16 protein-coding genes and 2 pseudogenes are annotated in these 16399 nt (G+C 58.9%); 12 read left to right on the plus strand and 6 right to left on the minus strand.

What is annotated here, in order from left to right:
• Positions 1-127 precede the first annotated feature (127 nt).
• On the plus strand, positions 128-1126 hold the full coding sequence (locus SO139_RS36710) for a hypothetical protein (RefSeq protein ID WP_498541549.1): 999 nt from the start codon (positions 128-130) through the stop codon (positions 1124-1126).
• A 40-nt stretch (positions 1127-1166) separates the two neighbouring features.
• Positions 1167-2312 carry a hypothetical protein gene (locus SO139_RS36715; RefSeq protein WP_498541550.1) on the plus strand — a complete coding sequence of 382 codons (1146 nt, stop codon included), beginning with the start codon at positions 1167-1169 and terminating at the stop codon, positions 2310-2312.
• 13 nt (positions 2313-2325) lie between these two features.
• On the opposite strand, the gene SO139_RS36720 is transcribed toward SO139_RS36715, so the two are convergent.
• Entirely contained in the window at positions 2326-3537 is a 1212-nt protein-coding gene (locus SO139_RS36720) for a hypothetical protein (protein WP_498541551.1), read from the minus strand.
• Positions 3534-4328 (minus strand): hypothetical protein, encoded by a 795-nt coding sequence (locus tag SO139_RS36725; protein WP_498541552.1) that lies wholly within the window; start codon positions 4326-4328, stop codon positions 3534-3536. The genes SO139_RS36720 and SO139_RS36725 overlap by 4 nt, the downstream gene beginning before the upstream one ends.
• A gap of 289 nt (positions 4329-4617) precedes the next feature.
• Here SO139_RS36725 and SO139_RS36730 point away from each other — a divergent pair.
• A pseudogene (locus SO139_RS36730) lies at positions 4618-4961 on the plus strand (IS481 family transposase); the annotation flags it as partial.
• On the plus strand, positions 4960-5151 hold the full coding sequence (locus SO139_RS36735; protein ID WP_498541563.1) for a hypothetical protein: 192 nt from the start codon (positions 4960-4962) through the stop codon (positions 5149-5151). The pseudogene SO139_RS36730 and the gene SO139_RS36735, both read left to right, overlap by 2 nt.
• A gap of 69 nt (positions 5152-5220) precedes the next feature.
• Here the strand turns inward: SO139_RS36735 and SO139_RS36740 are convergent, their stop codons facing one another.
• Entirely contained in the window at positions 5221-5388 is a 168-nt protein-coding gene (locus SO139_RS36740; RefSeq protein ID WP_498541553.1) for an ArdC-like ssDNA-binding domain-containing protein, read from the minus strand.
• A 509-nt stretch (positions 5389-5897) separates the two neighbouring features.
• Here SO139_RS36740 and SO139_RS36745 point away from each other — a divergent pair.
• The 3 genes from SO139_RS36745 to SO139_RS36755 all read left to right on the plus strand — a co-directional run bounded on the left by SO139_RS36745 (position 5898) and on the right by SO139_RS36755 (position 9553).
• Positions 5898-6743, plus strand: a complete 846-nt coding sequence (locus SO139_RS36745; protein ID WP_498541554.1) for a hypothetical protein — start codon at positions 5898-5900, stop codon at positions 6741-6743.
• 3 nt (positions 6744-6746) lie between these two features.
• Complete coding sequence (locus tag SO139_RS36750) at positions 6747-7007, plus strand: hypothetical protein (protein ID WP_498541555.1); 261 nt, start codon at positions 6747-6749, stop codon at positions 7005-7007.
• Between the two features lie 758 nt (positions 7008-7765).
• Positions 7766-9553 (plus strand): PHA/PHB synthase family protein, encoded by a 1788-nt coding sequence (locus SO139_RS36755; RefSeq protein ID WP_449383927.1) that lies wholly within the window; start codon positions 7766-7768, stop codon positions 9551-9553.
• A gap of 918 nt (positions 9554-10471) precedes the next feature.
• On the opposite strand, the gene SO139_RS36760 is transcribed toward SO139_RS36755, so the two are convergent.
• Together SO139_RS36760 and SO139_RS36765 are read right to left on the minus strand one after the other, a co-directional pair.
• Positions 10472-11095: a hypothetical protein gene (locus SO139_RS36760; RefSeq protein ID WP_498541556.1), complete on the minus strand. Its 624-nt coding sequence runs from the start codon at positions 11093-11095 to the stop codon at positions 10472-10474.
• A 14-nt stretch (positions 11096-11109) separates the two neighbouring features.
• Positions 11110-11430 (minus strand): annotated as a pseudogene (locus SO139_RS36765) (hypothetical protein).
• Positions 11431-13078: 1648 nt separating this feature from the next.
• On the opposite strand from SO139_RS36765, the gene SO139_RS36770 reads away from it, so the two are divergent.
• The 3 genes from SO139_RS36770 (at position 13079) to SO139_RS36780 (ending at position 14509) form a co-directional block, all read left to right on the plus strand.
• Positions 13079-13531, plus strand: a complete 453-nt coding sequence (locus SO139_RS36770) for an Hsp20 family protein (protein WP_498541557.1) — start codon at positions 13079-13081, stop codon at positions 13529-13531.
• 80 nt (positions 13532-13611) lie between these two features.
• Complete coding sequence (locus tag SO139_RS36775; protein WP_498541558.1) at positions 13612-14103, plus strand: Hsp20/alpha crystallin family protein; 492 nt, start codon at positions 13612-13614, stop codon at positions 14101-14103.
• A gap of 79 nt (positions 14104-14182) precedes the next feature.
• Complete coding sequence (locus SO139_RS36780; RefSeq protein ID WP_498541559.1) at positions 14183-14509, plus strand: hypothetical protein; 327 nt, start codon at positions 14183-14185, stop codon at positions 14507-14509.
• A gap of 267 nt (positions 14510-14776) precedes the next feature.
• On the opposite strand, the gene SO139_RS36785 is transcribed toward SO139_RS36780, so the two are convergent.
• Positions 14777-15043, minus strand: coding sequence for a hypothetical protein (locus tag SO139_RS36785; RefSeq protein WP_498541560.1), 267 nt, complete (start codon positions 15041-15043; stop codon positions 14777-14779).
• Between the two features lie 500 nt (positions 15044-15543).
• Between SO139_RS36785 and SO139_RS36790 the strand changes: the two genes are divergently transcribed.
• Both SO139_RS36790 and SO139_RS36795 read left to right on the plus strand, forming a co-directional pair.
• Positions 15544-15834: a hypothetical protein gene (locus SO139_RS36790; RefSeq protein ID WP_498541561.1), complete on the plus strand. Its 291-nt coding sequence runs from the start codon at positions 15544-15546 to the stop codon at positions 15832-15834.
• Between the two features lie 349 nt (positions 15835-16183).
• The coding region (locus tag SO139_RS36795; RefSeq protein ID WP_498541562.1) for a hypothetical protein at positions 16184-16399 on the plus strand (216 nt) is incomplete at its 3' end.

The raw sequence follows: 16399 nt of genomic DNA on the forward strand, positions 1-16399 counted from the left end.
ACCAGATACGTCCATCTTTCGTTTGAGAGGACGGTTCGCGCTGCACCTCCCGCGGCTGTGATTTCCCTCGCAGCAAGTGCCATGCCGGGTATATTACGCAAATTGCGATCACTTGCGCGTTCAGACTATGAAACCGATTACACCCACACAATGGAGTTTCCTCAGAAGCTATCAAGGCACCCTAGATAGCAAAGAGTGTCTGTCCAAGCGTTTTGGTGGAGACGGCTGCGATGGAAGAATCGTTCACGCGGACATGATTCCTCGCTCGCAGCTCTTACAAATTGCTGAGCAAGGCCACGTCCACGCCGTTCCTACTCGCCTTTCACCCATCGCGCAGATGAAGAGATCCGGCTTTCAGGCGGAAGATATTGGTATAAGCAACTTCTCGACACTACAGTGCTTCTGCGCACGTCATGACAAGACTCTTTTTGCGCCTTTGGAGCACGTAGCACTCACCTTCACACGCGAACAACTTTCCGCAGGATTGAGTTTCAAACCTAGGCGCCGCAAAGACGCAGAAGACCTCACTGTGCCGGCCGTGCGGAAGAAGATCAGGCCCAAACCTTTCGATCTTCATTTTCCCGCAGAGCAGCAATACATCCTGGAGGAGGAAATCTACCAGCACGTCTTGTCGGTCATGCAAAACATGTCACGCGTGATGGAATATAGTCCGAAGGCCTTCGCTAGCCTCAACGAAGAGACATTGCGCTTCTATTTTCTCGTGCAGCTCAACGGCCAGTATGAAGGCACGGCAACGGGCGAGACGTTCAACGGAGAGGGCAAGTCGGACATTATCATCAAGCAAGGTGGCGCTAACGTCTTCATCGCTGAATGCAAGATCTGGGACGGACCATCGGCTTTCACCGCTGCAATAGACCAGCTTCAACGCTACGTGACCTGGAGAGACACGAAAACTGCGCTCGTTGTGTTTAATCGAAACAAAGGCTTCAGTGCCGTCATTCAAAAGGCGCAGGAGGCCTTGAAGGCACATCCGCTATACAAGTCTGGACCAACAATAGAGGGACAATCACGTTTTAGGTACGTCTTCCGTAACGCCAGCGACTCCGATCGCGAATACGATCTGACGTTGATGCTGTTTGATGTTCCGCAGCCGGATGACGCGTGACATGACCAGGTCAGATCGACTAGTCCAGAGCTGGCAGCCCATGTTTGCACTGCCGAACATCAGGCTCGACGAAGCAATCGAGGTAGATGGGTTTGCGCTCGCCCCCATCACCGACGATCGCATCCAGGAGATGGCGAAGAATCCGAAATTCCGTAGCTTTCTCGGACGGTTCACAACTGAATTCGGCGTGCCGGTAGAACCCGCTGTCATCATCTGGCGCAACGACAAGCCGGACACCTATAGAACAATTGCGGCCATATCCGGCTTCCGCGACGCCATCGCAATGTGCGTCATCCCCATGGCTTGGGCGCTGACCCTTCGCTACCAGCGCAACATGAGACCGCTCTACGGCGACTACTTTTCCTTTTATCCGTGGATGATCGATAATCAGAACGACCATCTCATCACCCGCACGCCCATCATGTTCGGCATTCATGAGGTCAGCAAGCTGCGGGCTGTGACAACACCCGCGGTATCGCCGCAGACCATTTCCGCACGCGAGCTAGACACCCCGCTGCTTGGTGCACTGCTCAGTCGTTGGGAACGATGCTTTGCGACTGACTCACCGAGTGAGGAGGATGAGCGGCTATTCCGGTCACTGAATATGTCCCACGCCGCTTCTCTCATGCCGGCGGGGGTGGACAATAAGCTATATGACACCCTGCGCTCCATTGCGCTGTGGGCCTCGGCATTCGAGATATTGAGACCGTCGCGAAGGGAAGCTTACCGCCTCATATATGAAGTGCTGGAAGGCATCACCTGGAACCTGACGGACTGCAATCAGGATCTCTATACCGTGTTCGGCGATGCTCAGGGCGCGTTGCGCAAACTCCCTGTCTGGATCTACGGAGAAATAACCCGGCTTCGCAATGACACCCTGCACGGCAATCCGCTCAGGCCCGAACGCCTGATTGTGCCGCCCGGCAAACAATCCATGGTGATGTACGCTTCGCCGCTCTATCGCATGGTCCTCGCCGCTATCCTTAATCTCACATACACACCTGAGCCACCCCGCGAAGGCCAGACACAGTATGAGGCATACTTTCGGGAGAGGTTTGAGTTCGGCCGCTTCCAGCGGGATATCGAGGCGGCGCTGGCGACCATGCTTTACACGGACGAGGAGCAGGACGAGAGAAGACGCATCAGGCCGCGCCGGAGCGCGGGGCCGCCGCCGGAAACGCCCTAATGACGGTGCAGTATCAGCTCTCCAGATACTGACGGTGCCACCTGACCTGGCTCTCACTAACCTGAAAGCGTCCGTCCATCATTGCGGCCTTATTCCGGTCAGCACCAACTATCACGCGGCCCAACTCCTGAATGCGGTCAAAGCAGTCCAGAATATCGCTTGAGCGCTGCAGTATGCCTTCGCTGGATATATATTCCCCCTGGTATGTATATTGGCTTTCAACCTCGTCCCGCATCGTTTTGTAGTCTGTAAGGATAGGCCGCATGTAGATCATCGCGACATCCTCGACTTCTGGAGGGACGTCTTTATCACCGAACAAAAGCCTGGAAAGTTGAAGGGCCGACTCCCACGTCCAACTTTCCTTTCCCTGCACTAGCCGCTCCTTCATCAGTTCGATGAAGTTCAGCTTCCCGTATTGGAACGGCGCGTTGGGCCACCCGTTCTGGATATAGAAGTCGTACATGCCATGAGGGAACAGTGACCTGATGGTCTGGTCGTTGGCGATCCTACTAATCTCGACCGAACGAGCTGCCGATAATTTATTGCTCAGGTAAGCAAACATGATCTCGGCAATCTGGCGCACCGAATAAACGCCTTGGGATGCCTCGCCCAGAAGCGCCGAGATCATGGGCAGTTCGGTCTTGGTGGCAAATTTCTCCAACCATTCCGTTGAGGCTCGTCTCAAACGCACATCAATGGGGTGTGGGGGCTGGGTTAGCTTTCGCGCGTTTTCGAGCGCTACCCTGTAGCGATGTATCCAATATTTCGTCCGGCTTGGCGGCTCCAGGAACACATCGCCATAGGCAACCTCTAATTCCCGCGCCAGCCACTCCTCCTGCTGGCGTTTGAATACCCCCGTCCGGGCATCGTGCAACATACCCCCAAGGTCCTTGAGGACGGGGTGTGTTCGCGCCCTTGTGCCGAATATCTCCTCCAGTTTTGCTTTTTCCGCGTCGCCTTCCAGGATGTACGGTGACTGGTCTATCCAAAAAATGATGGGCGCCGGATCTCCAATGCGGAAGAGCTGCTGCCGGTAGGTGTCCGGGATAAGACCAGTCAGCTCGTACCCGTCAGTGTTGTCGAAGTGCAGGAAGTTGCTGATGTTGAAATCGGCATCCATTTCCGGAAGATACATCGAGTTCCCGGCCCGGAAGATGGGCACGCCGATGGAATCGACCGGCGACAATCGGATAGCCGCGGAAAGTGCAAGGGCGTCGGGTGTCAAAGATTGATCCCTGCCCGCTTGTAGACCTGCTCTACGCACTCATAAATCAGTCCGTAGTGTTGGCTGACATTCAGCGGCAGCAACCGATAGGTCTCGATTACGTTGGTCAGTGCCTTCAGGGACTCAGTTACGCCAGGCGTGCGCTGGAATTCTTCGGGGATGACGACGCCCAGCAAGTTCTCTTTCTTCAGCGGGATATCAGCTTCCACCTGAAGTTCGATCACCGCAGCGCGATCGTCGCAATCTTTAGTCGACCCTTCCTTGTACAATTTCGAGACTGCAAGCACCCTGGAATGGCTCATGTTGAGAAGATGCTCTTCCTTGAGCTTCTTCTGATCGTTCGCATCCCGATCGACGTACCGGCGGGGCGTTTCAAAATAAAGAGAGATAAGCCGGCCGATCTGGTCTTGATCGGTGCCGACGTTGAAGTCCTCCAATTTAAACGTCGTCAGGTAGTCCGGCATCCTTCCCCGCTCGAAGGCGCCCGTATCGAATGGATGTATCCGCTTCAACGGTGGCGGATTGCTGAAGCGCATCACGAACACGGCCGGCAGCTGCCACGGTTCCGGGTTCAGTGCATCCTTACCCTTAAAGGCAGCGCGACCAACGAAAAGGTAGCAGAGCTTTTCGCCTTGGAAGACGTTGCACTTTACCGCGAGCAGCTTCTCTTCGTTCAGGACCGGAATCAGATTGCTCGAAGCGGTGCTGTGTATCCACGGCGGACTTTTAGGTACGGCCAGGTTACTGTTCTTCAGAAAGTCGCGGAGCTTCACCTCTGTGGGCTTGACCATCGGACATCCATGAGCTGCGGCAAATCACTTCCCTCAATCTATCAAAATCGGTTGAGGCAGGTAGCTTCACAACCTGCTATCCCCAGCCGGCAGCCGCGCGTGCGCGCCCGTCTCGATCGCGAGGTAAAGCCCGCCCCCGTCATCATTGAACACGGATTGCTGCGGATTGCTGCGAACGTCCGTGAACGGCGGCGGATTTTCAATGGCGCAATTATAGCAGGCATTCCAAAGAGTTGGAAGCCATCCACGGATGACTTCCGACACGCGCGGCATTCAGCCACGGACGCTGGTGTCACCGGCCACCGTCAGCCGTATCCTTCGCCGCTTGGGTTAAGCCGGATACGCGATCTAGAGCCTGCCGAGCCGGTGCGCCAGTACGAGCGCGAGCAGCCCGGCGAGCTCATCCATATCGATATCAAAAAGCTCGGCAGATTCGTCAGGCCCGTCCATCGCATCACACACGATCGCCAGAAACGCGAAAGCCGCAGCGCCAGCCACGAGTCCCTCCACGTGTCGATCGACGATGCATCGCGCCTGGTCTTCTCTCAGATCCGGCCCGATCAGAAAAAGGAGAGCGCCATCGCCTTTTTTAAAGAGGCTGTCACTTGCTACCGCAGCTTGACGTCTCGAATTGCAGCATCTGCAGGAAATCGGACGCCATCGTGTAGTAAGCCTGATTGCCGCCGCGCCGGATGCGTGCGCCGGTGTCTGCAAAAACCTTTCGCCATGGCCCGATGCGCTGGATGGAATCGAGGCACGGCGCGGCAGGCGTCGAGAAATGCGGCGGCAGGCCATCATCTACTCGGCGTTGAACACGGTGTAGCTTTTGAGGAACGGAATATCCCGCTCGCACTCTTCGCCCGTCTCGGCATCAGTCTCGCTGCGGGTGATCTCATGCGTAAACCACGAGGCTGCCGCGCTCGCCCTTCCGCACCGCACCGCCAAGCTCAAGCGCTTGTCTGAACGTCATCCAGATCGGCGCGGCGTAGCCCTTCTCCGCCGCCGCGCCCCGCAGCATCAGCACGTTAATGCCCTGATAGGGAACGAAGTTGCCGCGCAACGACCGCGTGAGGCGTCCCGCTGCATGCTCCGCGTTCCAGGGCTTATCCCCTGCCCCGGCGCTGCCACGATCTGCGCTGTCACGCGCTCATAGACGTCTGTCTTCATGGGCCTTCTTCCTTGATTGTGAAAAAGGGTTGCACATGCACCCCTGCCAGCCGGAGCGGCAAGAGCGGCGGGAATGCAGCCAGGGACTGAAAGCGGAAAAGTGGTGCGGCCCGGAGCCCGGCCTCTTACCGGGCGACTACCCGGTTTTCACGTTTGCGCTTGGTCCTTGACGGCAGGGGGCATCAAGCCCAGAATTTTTCCAGACAGAGCCGGCTGAAAGCCGTCCCAAGCCCCTGCGTGAGGGACAGTCACCTGATGGCCGAGACTTTTTCAAAGGCTCGGGGAGGCGAAGCCGAGTATGGCCCGGCGGGCGAAGCCCGGCACGCGAACGTCAAGTACAGCAGTAGGAAGCCGTCACCGAGAACCGCAAGTCAAACGCACCAGCATCTGGCGAGGGACAGAATGATCGCTGAGGTCGGGTTGGCGGCGATGGGAATTCTGGTTGTTGCGGCCGGCGCCGCTGCATTTGCGATGATGAGATCCGGGAAGGAAACCAGCGCTGTCACGCAGGCTCTTCCTTTCGGCATCGAAGCGATAGTCGGTTTCGTTTTGGTCCTGGGAGCGATAGGCGGTTCAGCATTCAAGCTCCCCGGCTTGCCGGGCGACCTGCAGAGCACGTCGCAGTCGTCGGTGAATTCCGACGCCGTTCTGCCGACGCGCATGACCGCCGGTCCCGGACAATATCCGCCCAGCCAGTTCAAGGCTTACGGCATTGTGGCGTTCAAGACTGGTCCCACGGGAGCCGACAAGGACCGGTACGACATGATTTGCGATGCTTACGTGTCCAGCCTGCCTTACTACAAGGACGTGAAGGCTCCGCCGCAGAGGCAGATGGTCACGGTCTGGCCGCTCGAAAAATCCCAATGGGCTGACAAGATCAATGCGGAGGCGCGGCAGAAAGTGTGCGCCGACGCCGTAGCGCACTACGGCGTGGTGCTCGCGCAGGAGGCCATCAAGGATGCAAAGCAAAACGGGGCCGCCCTGGACGGCCAGGGTCCCTTCCTGCTGGCCTGGTCCCCGGGCTCCGTAAAAGGCCGGCCGGACGCGCTGGTCCTCGTCGCGGACCTGTCCGACGTCATCGTCAATGAGCAGGCCAAGCAGATTTTCGCGCAATGGGCGCTCGATATTCAGAACGATCCGAGCTTGTGGGACCCGACTTGGAATCTGGAGAAGCTCACGCTGCGTGCCCGGCTTTGGTCCGACAAATGGGGAACGAAATTGCTCAACATTTACAAGAGCAAGTCGTAAGCGATGCTGGATTTTTTCAAAGGGGTCGGACTCGCGAGCGCGGTGGGCGCATTGCTCGGCTTCGTCGCAGTCACCGTCATTGCGCCGGTGCCCCCCGGCGGCGTTGCCATTCTCATGGCCATCCCCATTCTGATCTGCTCGGTTGTGGGCGGCATCTTCAAACTGGTGCGCGGCGGCAAAGGCATGAAGGTCGACAAAGACGATAAGGACCATAAGGAGGACAAGGACGGCTCATCGAAGGATGATGACGAAGGCGGCGCGTAGCGCGCGTCTTCGTTCCTGCATCGCCGCGCGATGAGTTCGCTCAGCCCTACGATCCCGTTCGGAAACGGCTTCTTCAACGATGGAGCTGCTCTCTTTATGAAGAACTTCTTCCGAATAATGCTGACGGCTGCCGCTTTGCTCGGCCTCCGCGCACGCGCAATCCGGCCCGCCCTACCCTGAACCGGTGCAAAGCGCGATCGCGGACGCGAAGAAGACTGCACCGGCGCGCTGCCTCTCAAGACGGGGCTCGTCACCGTTCGGGATGTCAATGGCGACGGCCGCCAGGGCTACATTCTCGATTACCTGAACTACGAATGCGCCGGGAGTTCGCCTTATTGCGGATCGGCCGGGTGCGTTAAGGAGGTCTATATCTCGCTGCCCGGCGGAACGTATTGGAAGGCGCTCGGCGATACGTCAGGGGACTGTAATTCCGGAGCGTGAACGGCAGGCCCGAGATGGTGCTCGACCTTCACGGTTCGTCCTGCGAAAAGGTCGGCTCCGCGCGCTGCCCAAAACTCTGTACTGGAACGGCTCGAGGTTCGGCGCCGCGCATTCAAACTAGGTTGTCCGTGGCTCGCCAGGCGGATTGAAGCGACCGCGGTCGCGATGCATCGTACGTTCGGCCTCGGACCGCATCGCACAAAAAGCGGAGATCGGCGATGGCGGTTGATCGCGCACTGCGCCGTCGAACCGTTGCGGGTCGCTCCGCGTTGAGTCTTCGATGTCCGCAGTGCTAGTCTTTTCGGAAGGGAGGAGCCATGACAGACCGATCCGTGCAGCCCTCTTGGGATCCCCTTCTTCTGGCGAGCCAGCTTCAGTCCATCGCGCGACAGAGCCAATCGCTCATGCAGCGCTTCGTCTCCAACCAGGCCAACGCGACCAAGCTCGGCATGGCCGATACGTCGACGCTCGGGTTCGACTTCGTCGACCTCATGACCAAGATGATGACCGACCCGACCCCGGTTGCGAAGGCTCAGATCGACCTATTCAACGAAAGCATCGCCCTTTGGACGAAGGCGGCCGAGCGCATGTGGACGATGCCTCCTCCCGAACCCGAGAAGCCGAAGGACAAGCGGTTCAAGCATCCCGACTGGACCGAAAACGCGGTCTTCAGCTACGTCAAGGAAAGCTATCTCGTCGCTGCAAAGTCGATCCTCTCGGCGGTCAGGGACGTCAAGGGCATGGACGACGCGGCCGCACGCAAGGTCGATTTCTACACGCGCCAGTTCGTCGACGCGATCTCTCCTTCGAACTTCGTCGCGACGAACCCAGAGGTGCTCAAGGCCACGCTCGAAACCGGGGGACAGAACTTGCTGCGCGGATTGGAGAACCTGTTGTCCGATCTGGGACGCGGCGATGGCCGCCTGTCGATCACGATGACCGACATGAACGCCTTTCGACTCGGCGAAAACATCGCGACGACGCCGGGAAAGATCGTGTTCCAGAATAATCTGATGCAATTGATCCAATACGCCGCGTCGACGCAGGACGTCCGCAAGCGCCCGCTTCTTATCGTTCCACCCTGGATCAACAAGTTTTACGTTCTCGATCTCCAGCCGAAGAATTCACTGATCAAATGGGCGGTCGACCAGGGCCATACGGTCTTCGTCATCTCTTGGGTGAACCCCGACGAAAAGCTCGCCGAGAAGACCTTCGAGGACTACATGCTCGACGGGCCGATCGCGGCCCTCGATGCGATCCGCAGCGCCACCGGCGAGCGGCAAGTGAATGCGATCGGTTACTGTCTCGGAGGCACTCTGCTTGCCTCGACGACGGCCTATCTGGCGGCGAACGACGACGACCGCATCGCGAGCGCCACCTACTTCGTGACGCTGGTCGACTTCTCGGAGGTCGGCGACATGGCCGTCTTCATCGACGAGGAGCAGCTCGCGTCCCTCGAGCGGCGCATGCGCGAGCGCGGATATCTCGAAGCACACGACATGTCGGCCTCGTTCAATATGTTGCGGGCGAACGACTTGATTTGGTCCTTCGTCGTCAACAACTATCTGCTCGGCAAGGAGCAGCTACCGTTCGACCTGCTCTTCTGGAATTCGGACTCGACGCGCATGCCCGCCGCCATGCACTCGTTCTATCTGCGGAAGATGTATCTCGAAAATCTTCTCGCGAAGCCAGGCGGCATCACCTTGGCTGGAACGCCGATCGATCTGTCAAAGATCAAGGTCCCGTCCTTCATTCTGTCGACGCGCGAGGATCACATCGCCCCTTGGAAGTCGACATATGCGGCGACGCGTCTCTATTCCGGCCCTGTGAAGTTCGTGCTGTCGGCGTCCGGCCACATGGCGGGCGTGATCAGCGCACCCGGAAGCAAGTACGGTCACTGGACCAACAACAGCCTGCCACCCGATGCCGATCAATGGTTTTCGACCGCCACCAGCCATCAGGGGTCGTGGTGGCCGGTCTGGGATGAGTGGGTGACTCGGCTGAACGACGAGCGGGTTCCGGCGCGCGAACCCGGTGGAAGCTATCTCCCGGTCATCGAAGACGCCCCGGGCTCGTACGTACGCGTAAGGGCCGTCGCGCCGTAGCGTCTCTAAAGGACCTGCCGGACAATCAGCGGGTACGGCGGCTATCGTCCTCTCGGCCCGGCCGTCGGCCTCATCCTTGAAGGCGTCCAGTCCAACATTGCATGGAGGTCGGCACGAACTCCCCGCAGCTTCAAGGTCTCCGCGTCCGAAAAGCGGACGTCACCCGTCTTGAAGGTCGGCGCCGGTGAGCGCGGCGCCGGCGGCTTGGATCCGGCGCGATGGCATCGAGCTCCTTCTGTATGAACTGACGTGCCGCTTCGGTGTCCTGTATCCTTCTGACGACGTCGGTTCTATTCGCCAGTCGCTGCGTGGGCTCATGGACGCCGTTCGAAGATTTTGGGCGTCGCTCTCGGTATTGCGCTGCCTGGCCTGCCGTTGCTCGACGGGTCCCATCGGCAAGAAGTCGCCGCCCCTCATCCTCTCGGCCCTCCTCGGTTGATACTTCGAAGTCGTTCCTCATCGATGCGACGAATGCGCACACCCTTGACCGCGTGCGGCAATAAGCACCTCGCAATGCCTCGCCATTCTTAGGTTGCGCAAGCTTGGTTCGATGAGAACGACCGGGATGGCGTCGCATTCGAATAAGAGCTGATTGGCGCACGCACCTGCTAACCAACGTTGAAGAAAAGCAAACACAGGCCCAACACTCGGGAGTTTTGACACAGATAATCAAGCGGAAGTACAGGCCCTCCGGCGCATTTTAATTACACCAACCGCGCGCCCCACTTGGAGAAGCAGGGAGCCTAAAATGTGAAATACTATCATTACAGTCTTAAAAACGGTGGTACTCGCATGAGCCGCTAGATGGGTGCGGTCTAAGTGGACCACCCGCGACCTGTTTTTTTTGATATCCAGGTGGGCTATGCTAAACGAGAAAGCCGTCCGATGGTCGAACGGCCTGTCTTCGCATCGAGCGTCCTACCTAGCGGTGTTTGTCCCGTATAGCTCACGCTCGCGACGAATATCGTCCGGAGCAAGTGGCGGGCTCGCGGCGTCGAAATCCGTCCACCCACTCTTCTGCCAGGCAGTGCTTCGCTCGCTCAGATTCACAGACGAGTCGTCAAGAAGGGCCTCCAGTCGGGAGCGGTCGTTATCGGCTACTCTAGCTGAGACTAACGTCCCGCCGCGTCGAACTCCCTCGGCAATGCGCGATGCATCTTCTTTCGATACACCGGCCTGCGTGAGCGCGCCCACGATCCCGCCGGTCGCCGCGCCAGCTGCGGCGCCAGCGGCTGTAGATGCAAGCCATCCCGCAGCGACCACAGGTCCAAGACCTGGAATCGCCAACAATCCCAATCCAGCGAGCAGCCCTGCCGCGCCTCCAAGCCCTGCGCCAATACCGGCACCTGTGCCGGCACCTTCAGCGCGGTCATCGACGCCGTCACGATCGCGATCGACCTTGCCTCGGGGCCGGTACCAGTTCTCCGAGTTATTGGCGACGATGCTGATGTCGGAGTGTGGAACGCCGGCGGCCTCGAGACGAGTGACGGCGCGCTCGGCATCGGAGTAGTTGTCATAAAGGCGGGAAATTGTCGTCGTCATGTCGATGCTCCTGCTCATTTGGCGGGGTTTACGTTGCCCTGAAAGTCGATGCTTACGTCGGTCTTGGTCCCGGCTTTGTCGGCCTTGCCCCGCCAGACACCATCATTGTCTTTCTAAAGATCCGAGACGTTGGAATAGCCGGCCGCTTCGATCCTCGACTTGGCTTGGCCTTCGGTGAAGCTGTTGCGGCCCGCCACCGGCGCACTCGAATTGTTCTGGTCCGAGCTGTTGACGGCATTGTTGCCCGGCCCGCTCTGGGCTGGCTGAGACTGAGCGCTGACAGGAGCCGATCCGAGCAACGTGAGAGCGGCGAGGATTGGTAGTATGCGCGGCATTCTTGTCCTCCGGCGTTGATGTGTCGCTCGACAACAGCCGGGATTCGAATTGGTTGCTAACGCAAAAGGTTGTCTTGAGACTCGGATCGTCTGAAATCCAAGTGCACCCCCGGGATGAAGCAGTGCGTCGAGCTACGTTGTCGTATGGAGCGGTAATCGGCCGCATCTCTGAGACGAGCTGAAGGGACTGCCGCGCGGGATTCACGCGCGCGGCTTGAGCCGGCGGACCGTGGGCTAGCGCACAGCGAGCGCGCCGCACCGACAGTCTAGTCCGCCCGATCTGTGCAGAGAGTTATCGAGTCGCAAATTACCTCTCAGGTTGCATTGGCGAGCGGGAGGCGTGAATACGAGCGGGCCCAGCACCACCACAAGTGCCGGAGCCGCTGGAGAGGAAGCTTGGCAGTTTTCGCCAAGCGGCCCGAGCCTAGATCAGCTACTAAGTACGTTGCGTTCACTTTTGGACAGACCGGCCCGTAAATGCAGAACGAACCAAGCTCGTGCTGAGGCTTGCTTATATCAGCGCTCACTGCAGATGCTTTTCACCTTCTGATCGGCCTTCTTGTTCTCGGCGTCGATCCGAAGTGACTCCTTCCTTTGACGCCATGAGCGTGTTTGGCTGCAGGGGCCGGCATCACCTACAATGTCGGACGCGCTGGAGTTTGGTTGGCGGTATTGCTCGACCAAGCTTGAGCTAGCCAGGTCGGTCGCCGATACATTATGTTCACTTTTGAACACCGCTTGACGTTTTCCCGATACGATTCACATTTGGGAGGCGGCCTACTTGCATATACCAAATGGCCCCAGTCCGACGGGGAGCGGCTGGGGCCTTGGGGTTGGCCTCTGGTCTGGCAACAGGGGGGACATTGACGACCAGAGCATGTCAAGAACACGCAGCTTTGCTGCTTGTTCCTGATTCGTAAAACATCGCTAATGTTCTCCGTGTGCATGGCGAACTCTCCCGTCCCGTCGGGACCTACTGGCTTCATGAAGTCAGAGCGGACGGTTGCTGGATCTTGGTCATCCGGAAGGACAAGTCGTCTTTCCCCGAATGGCTCCGCTGGCGCGGATAAGCAGGTCGCGAGCGTCGCTTATCGCTCCTTCCTCATCGTTGCGGAGGCCGACGGGCCGGAAGCGCGAATGCGACGGGGAAGGTGTTGGTGGCCAGAGCATCGAGCGCGGATTTCTCCTCCGCGAGCCGCCTTTCGATGAACTGAGGTTCCAGCTCCGACAGCTTCGTCCGGAGCAGCCGTCGATAGGGTGAATATTATTGCGGTGCGCGCGGATGCGGGGCAGATCTTCGTCGAGCATCTTCGTCACTCCTGGCGGTCGTCACGGTCCTTTTCGGGGTTGAGAAAACCGGGAAAGAGAATTCCCGGGGACGATCGGCTGTCAAGACGCCTGTGGGTGCATCTGCGAGTTCTTCGGAACAACGGCACAACGGCAATGAGAGCGGCACCGAGATCGTCGCGAAGTTTCTTGCGACCGACCTCTTGAAACGCCTTCCCGATTTTCTAAGTCATTTTTCGCCGCGAGAGCGGTGTGCCGGGCGCCAGATCGGGTCCGGCGCGGGCGCCGGGCCGGGTATCAGACCCTTCTGACTCCTGCCTTGCGCTCCTTGTATCCATCTTGCTCTTTGGAGGACTTGGTTATGAGGACTACCTTCGACTTCGCGCCCCTGTGGCGCTCCACCATCGGCTTCGATCATCTGGCCGACCTCGTCGACAGCACGATGCGCCAGGCGACCGAGGACCACTATCCCCCCTACAACATCGAACGGTCCGGCGAGGACCATTACAGGATCTCGCTCGCCGTCGCCGGCTTCGGAGCCGACGACATCGCCGTGACCGCCGAGCAGAACGCGCTCACCATCGAGGGCAGGAAGCCCGAGAAGGCGGCCGGCGAGTATCTCTACCAGGGGATCGCCGCACGTCCGTTCAAGCGCGTATTCAACCTAGCCGACTACGTTCAGGTGAAAGCGGCCTCCTTCCGCGATGGACTGCTGATCATCGATCTCGTCCGTGAGGTACCCGAAGCGATGAAACCGCGCCGGATCCAGATCGCAGGCGGTGCTCCGTCGCAGATCGAGCAGAAGGCAGCCTGACGCCAGTCAAGGTCCGACGGCGAAGCGCGGCGCGCGCAAGCGCAGCCGCGCTCCTTGCCTCACGTATCAAGGAGAACATCATGGCAATTAGTGATCTCATTCCCCGGTCGAGGAATCAGGAACTTGCGTCGACGCGCGGCAACTACGATCCGTTCATGGCGCTTCATCGCGAGATGAACCGCCTGTTCGACGATGTCTTCCGCGGGTTCGGCGGTACGGGTCTGGCGCCGCTGATGGAAGGGCAATTCGGCTGGCCCACGATCGAGCTCAGCGAAACCGACAAGGCGCTGACCATCACGGCCGAGTTGCCCGGCCTGACGGAGAAGGACGTCCAGATCGAAATCGCGAACGGCGTCCTGGCGATCCGCGGCGAGAAGAAGGACCAGCGCAGCGGCGAAGGCAAGCACTTCACCGAGCGCTATTACGGCGCGTTCGAACGGCAGATCCCGTTGGAGAACGTCGAGGAGGACAAGGCCGAGGCCTCGTTCAAGAATGGCGTGCTGAGCATCACACTGCCTAAATCGGAGAGCCCGCGCGCGGATGTTAAGCGCATCGCCATCAACACTCAGTAACAAAGCTCCCGGGCGGCGAACCCCGCCCGGCCCATCTCACAAGACCGTCCCGAAGAAAGGAGCGTAAGGGAGGCAACTGATGACCAACGCCAACACGAATACCGGCAAACTCGATCCCCTCTTCTACCCGGCCGCGCACTATGCGTCTCCGGACCAGGTTCTCACCGACGAAGAGCTTTCCGTGTCCGAAAAGCGGATGATTCTGTCGTCGTGGGCGTCTGACATGTTCGCCGTTGAATCCTGTCCTGCGCTACGCGAGATTCCCGGCATGTGCCACGCAATCCGGCTCGCCGACATCCTCGCCGCGCTACGCCGGCTGGATGGCGACGACGATCCGCCACAGCCTGGCGGCGTATCGATGCGGCTGCGGCGGCCTTGGGCCGCCGTGCAGCGGAGGAGAGGATAATGCTCACGCAGGCCATGACCACGGTGCTCCCAGGTCCCGTGAGCCGTCTCCCTCGGCGCGAGGCGAGAGGCGGACGGCAGGCGCGGCCCGGATATTGCGACTCGTATGTGCGCCCAAGATCTGGCGATGACGATGCGTGTAGTCTAGCGCAATTCGCCTAGCGGTGAAGCGGCCTTCAAATTTCGCGCGGACTCTTCGCCCGTCGATCTCATCGATTTTGGCACGGCTTCCGCCGCTTGGCCTTCATTGTTGTGGGAGTCCGAGCCATCACGTCATCCCGACGAGGAACCACGTCGCGACGAAGCGGTCACGCGTCTCGTAAAAATGATCAAAGTCTGACCTCGAACGCTGAGAACGACGATTCGAGCTCGCACCGTTCATCGGCATCGCGTGTCCTGGCGCAAAGGAGAGCAACGGCTCGATTGCAAGGGCGCGCAAAACCTGCCGAGCAATCGGAAGAGCAGCAAGTTTCATCTTCCGGCGACTCTGGTCGAAGCTATCTCTCAGATCGGCGAACACGACGCGGCGACGCATAATACGACGTGGTGCAGGACTACGCGAAACGTTGGGGCGTGCTCACGATCGGCACCGGCCTCGGTACCGCTTCACCAATCGCGACGGCACGAACGAACGCTCAGGTTAACTCCTGCCCGGTGCCCCGGCGTATCGTATAGATCACCGAGCATTGGGGGCAAGCTAGTTAGGTTCACGACCAAATGTCGGCAAGTTGACGATATCCGCGCTCAGAAAGCGCAAAATCCGCAATTTCAGCTTGGCCCGGTGCTTGCTTTGTCCACGCTGTCACCCTCGAGCAGGGTTAGGTTGGCATTGAGAAGTGGCAAGAAGGCTGTAGTTACTACCGCCTCCTCGGTGTCAAGAATGATGACAATGACTACCTTGGCATCGACATAAACCTACCTCGCGAACGACGGTGCGGGAGCGCAGCAGTGATTTGCTGTGATGCAAACCAATTCTTCAGAAGGAAGCGGCTGATCAGTGGGATAATGAAACGATACGACGGAAAAGTACTTTGTATGCTGCCGTTTAACTTTCTTGGTACGATGGATGACCCGATGGAATTTCTCACACGAGTCTGCCAAGCGCCCTTTGATCTCGCCCTCTCGCTCTTTTCGACCACCGAGAGGGCAACCGCAGCACGTCTGCGATACTATGATCTTTGCGGCATCCAGGTTCAAAGTGTGGCGCGTACCGTCGACTATGTCCGCTTAGACTGCTCTAACGGTTTCCAGGCGTTCGCGTTCGATCCGATCTTTCTGGGAAATCGCATATCCGCGTGTGGCTTCCGCCTGAACCACGCGGAATAACATGACGTCTGCAACTTCCTCCATTCCAGAAAAAGCCATTTCTGAAGAACATATAGGATGAGAGGCGTTGCTCAGCTCGCGGGAAGGCCGTGGCTGCGCAATTGTCGAGATCAGCCGCCCTCTCCAGACCCCCGGGGCACCGGCAACGTCATCCGGGACAGCGTCGGTGTCGGCATCCATGCGGCGCATGTGAATGGCGGATTAGACGCGATTTCACTCGAAATTGCCGCCAGCCGCAGTTTCTTCGCCCAGCCTAGCGCTTTGCGATCGCCAACTCAGTTGCGGATTCCGCTAGCCGACCTCGATCTGGGACAAGGACCGCGATCTTGCACAGACCCTTCTCGATAGCATGCCTGATCACCCGGCCTCGGCGATGTTCCTTCCGGTTCTGCAATCCGCAGTTCCGATCGATGCGCGTGGTGTGGAGCGGCTGAAGCAAGGTCTTGGGTCTGGTGCGGTACCGGTCTGGATCTATCGCAATCTGGCACTAGTCTTACTGTGTCATAAAATCATCCGCACGGTACGTCTTTGGATGAGAGCAGTACAGCACGGACATCGTCGCAGG

This window comes from Bradyrhizobium sp. UFLA05-89, assembly GCF_059803475.1.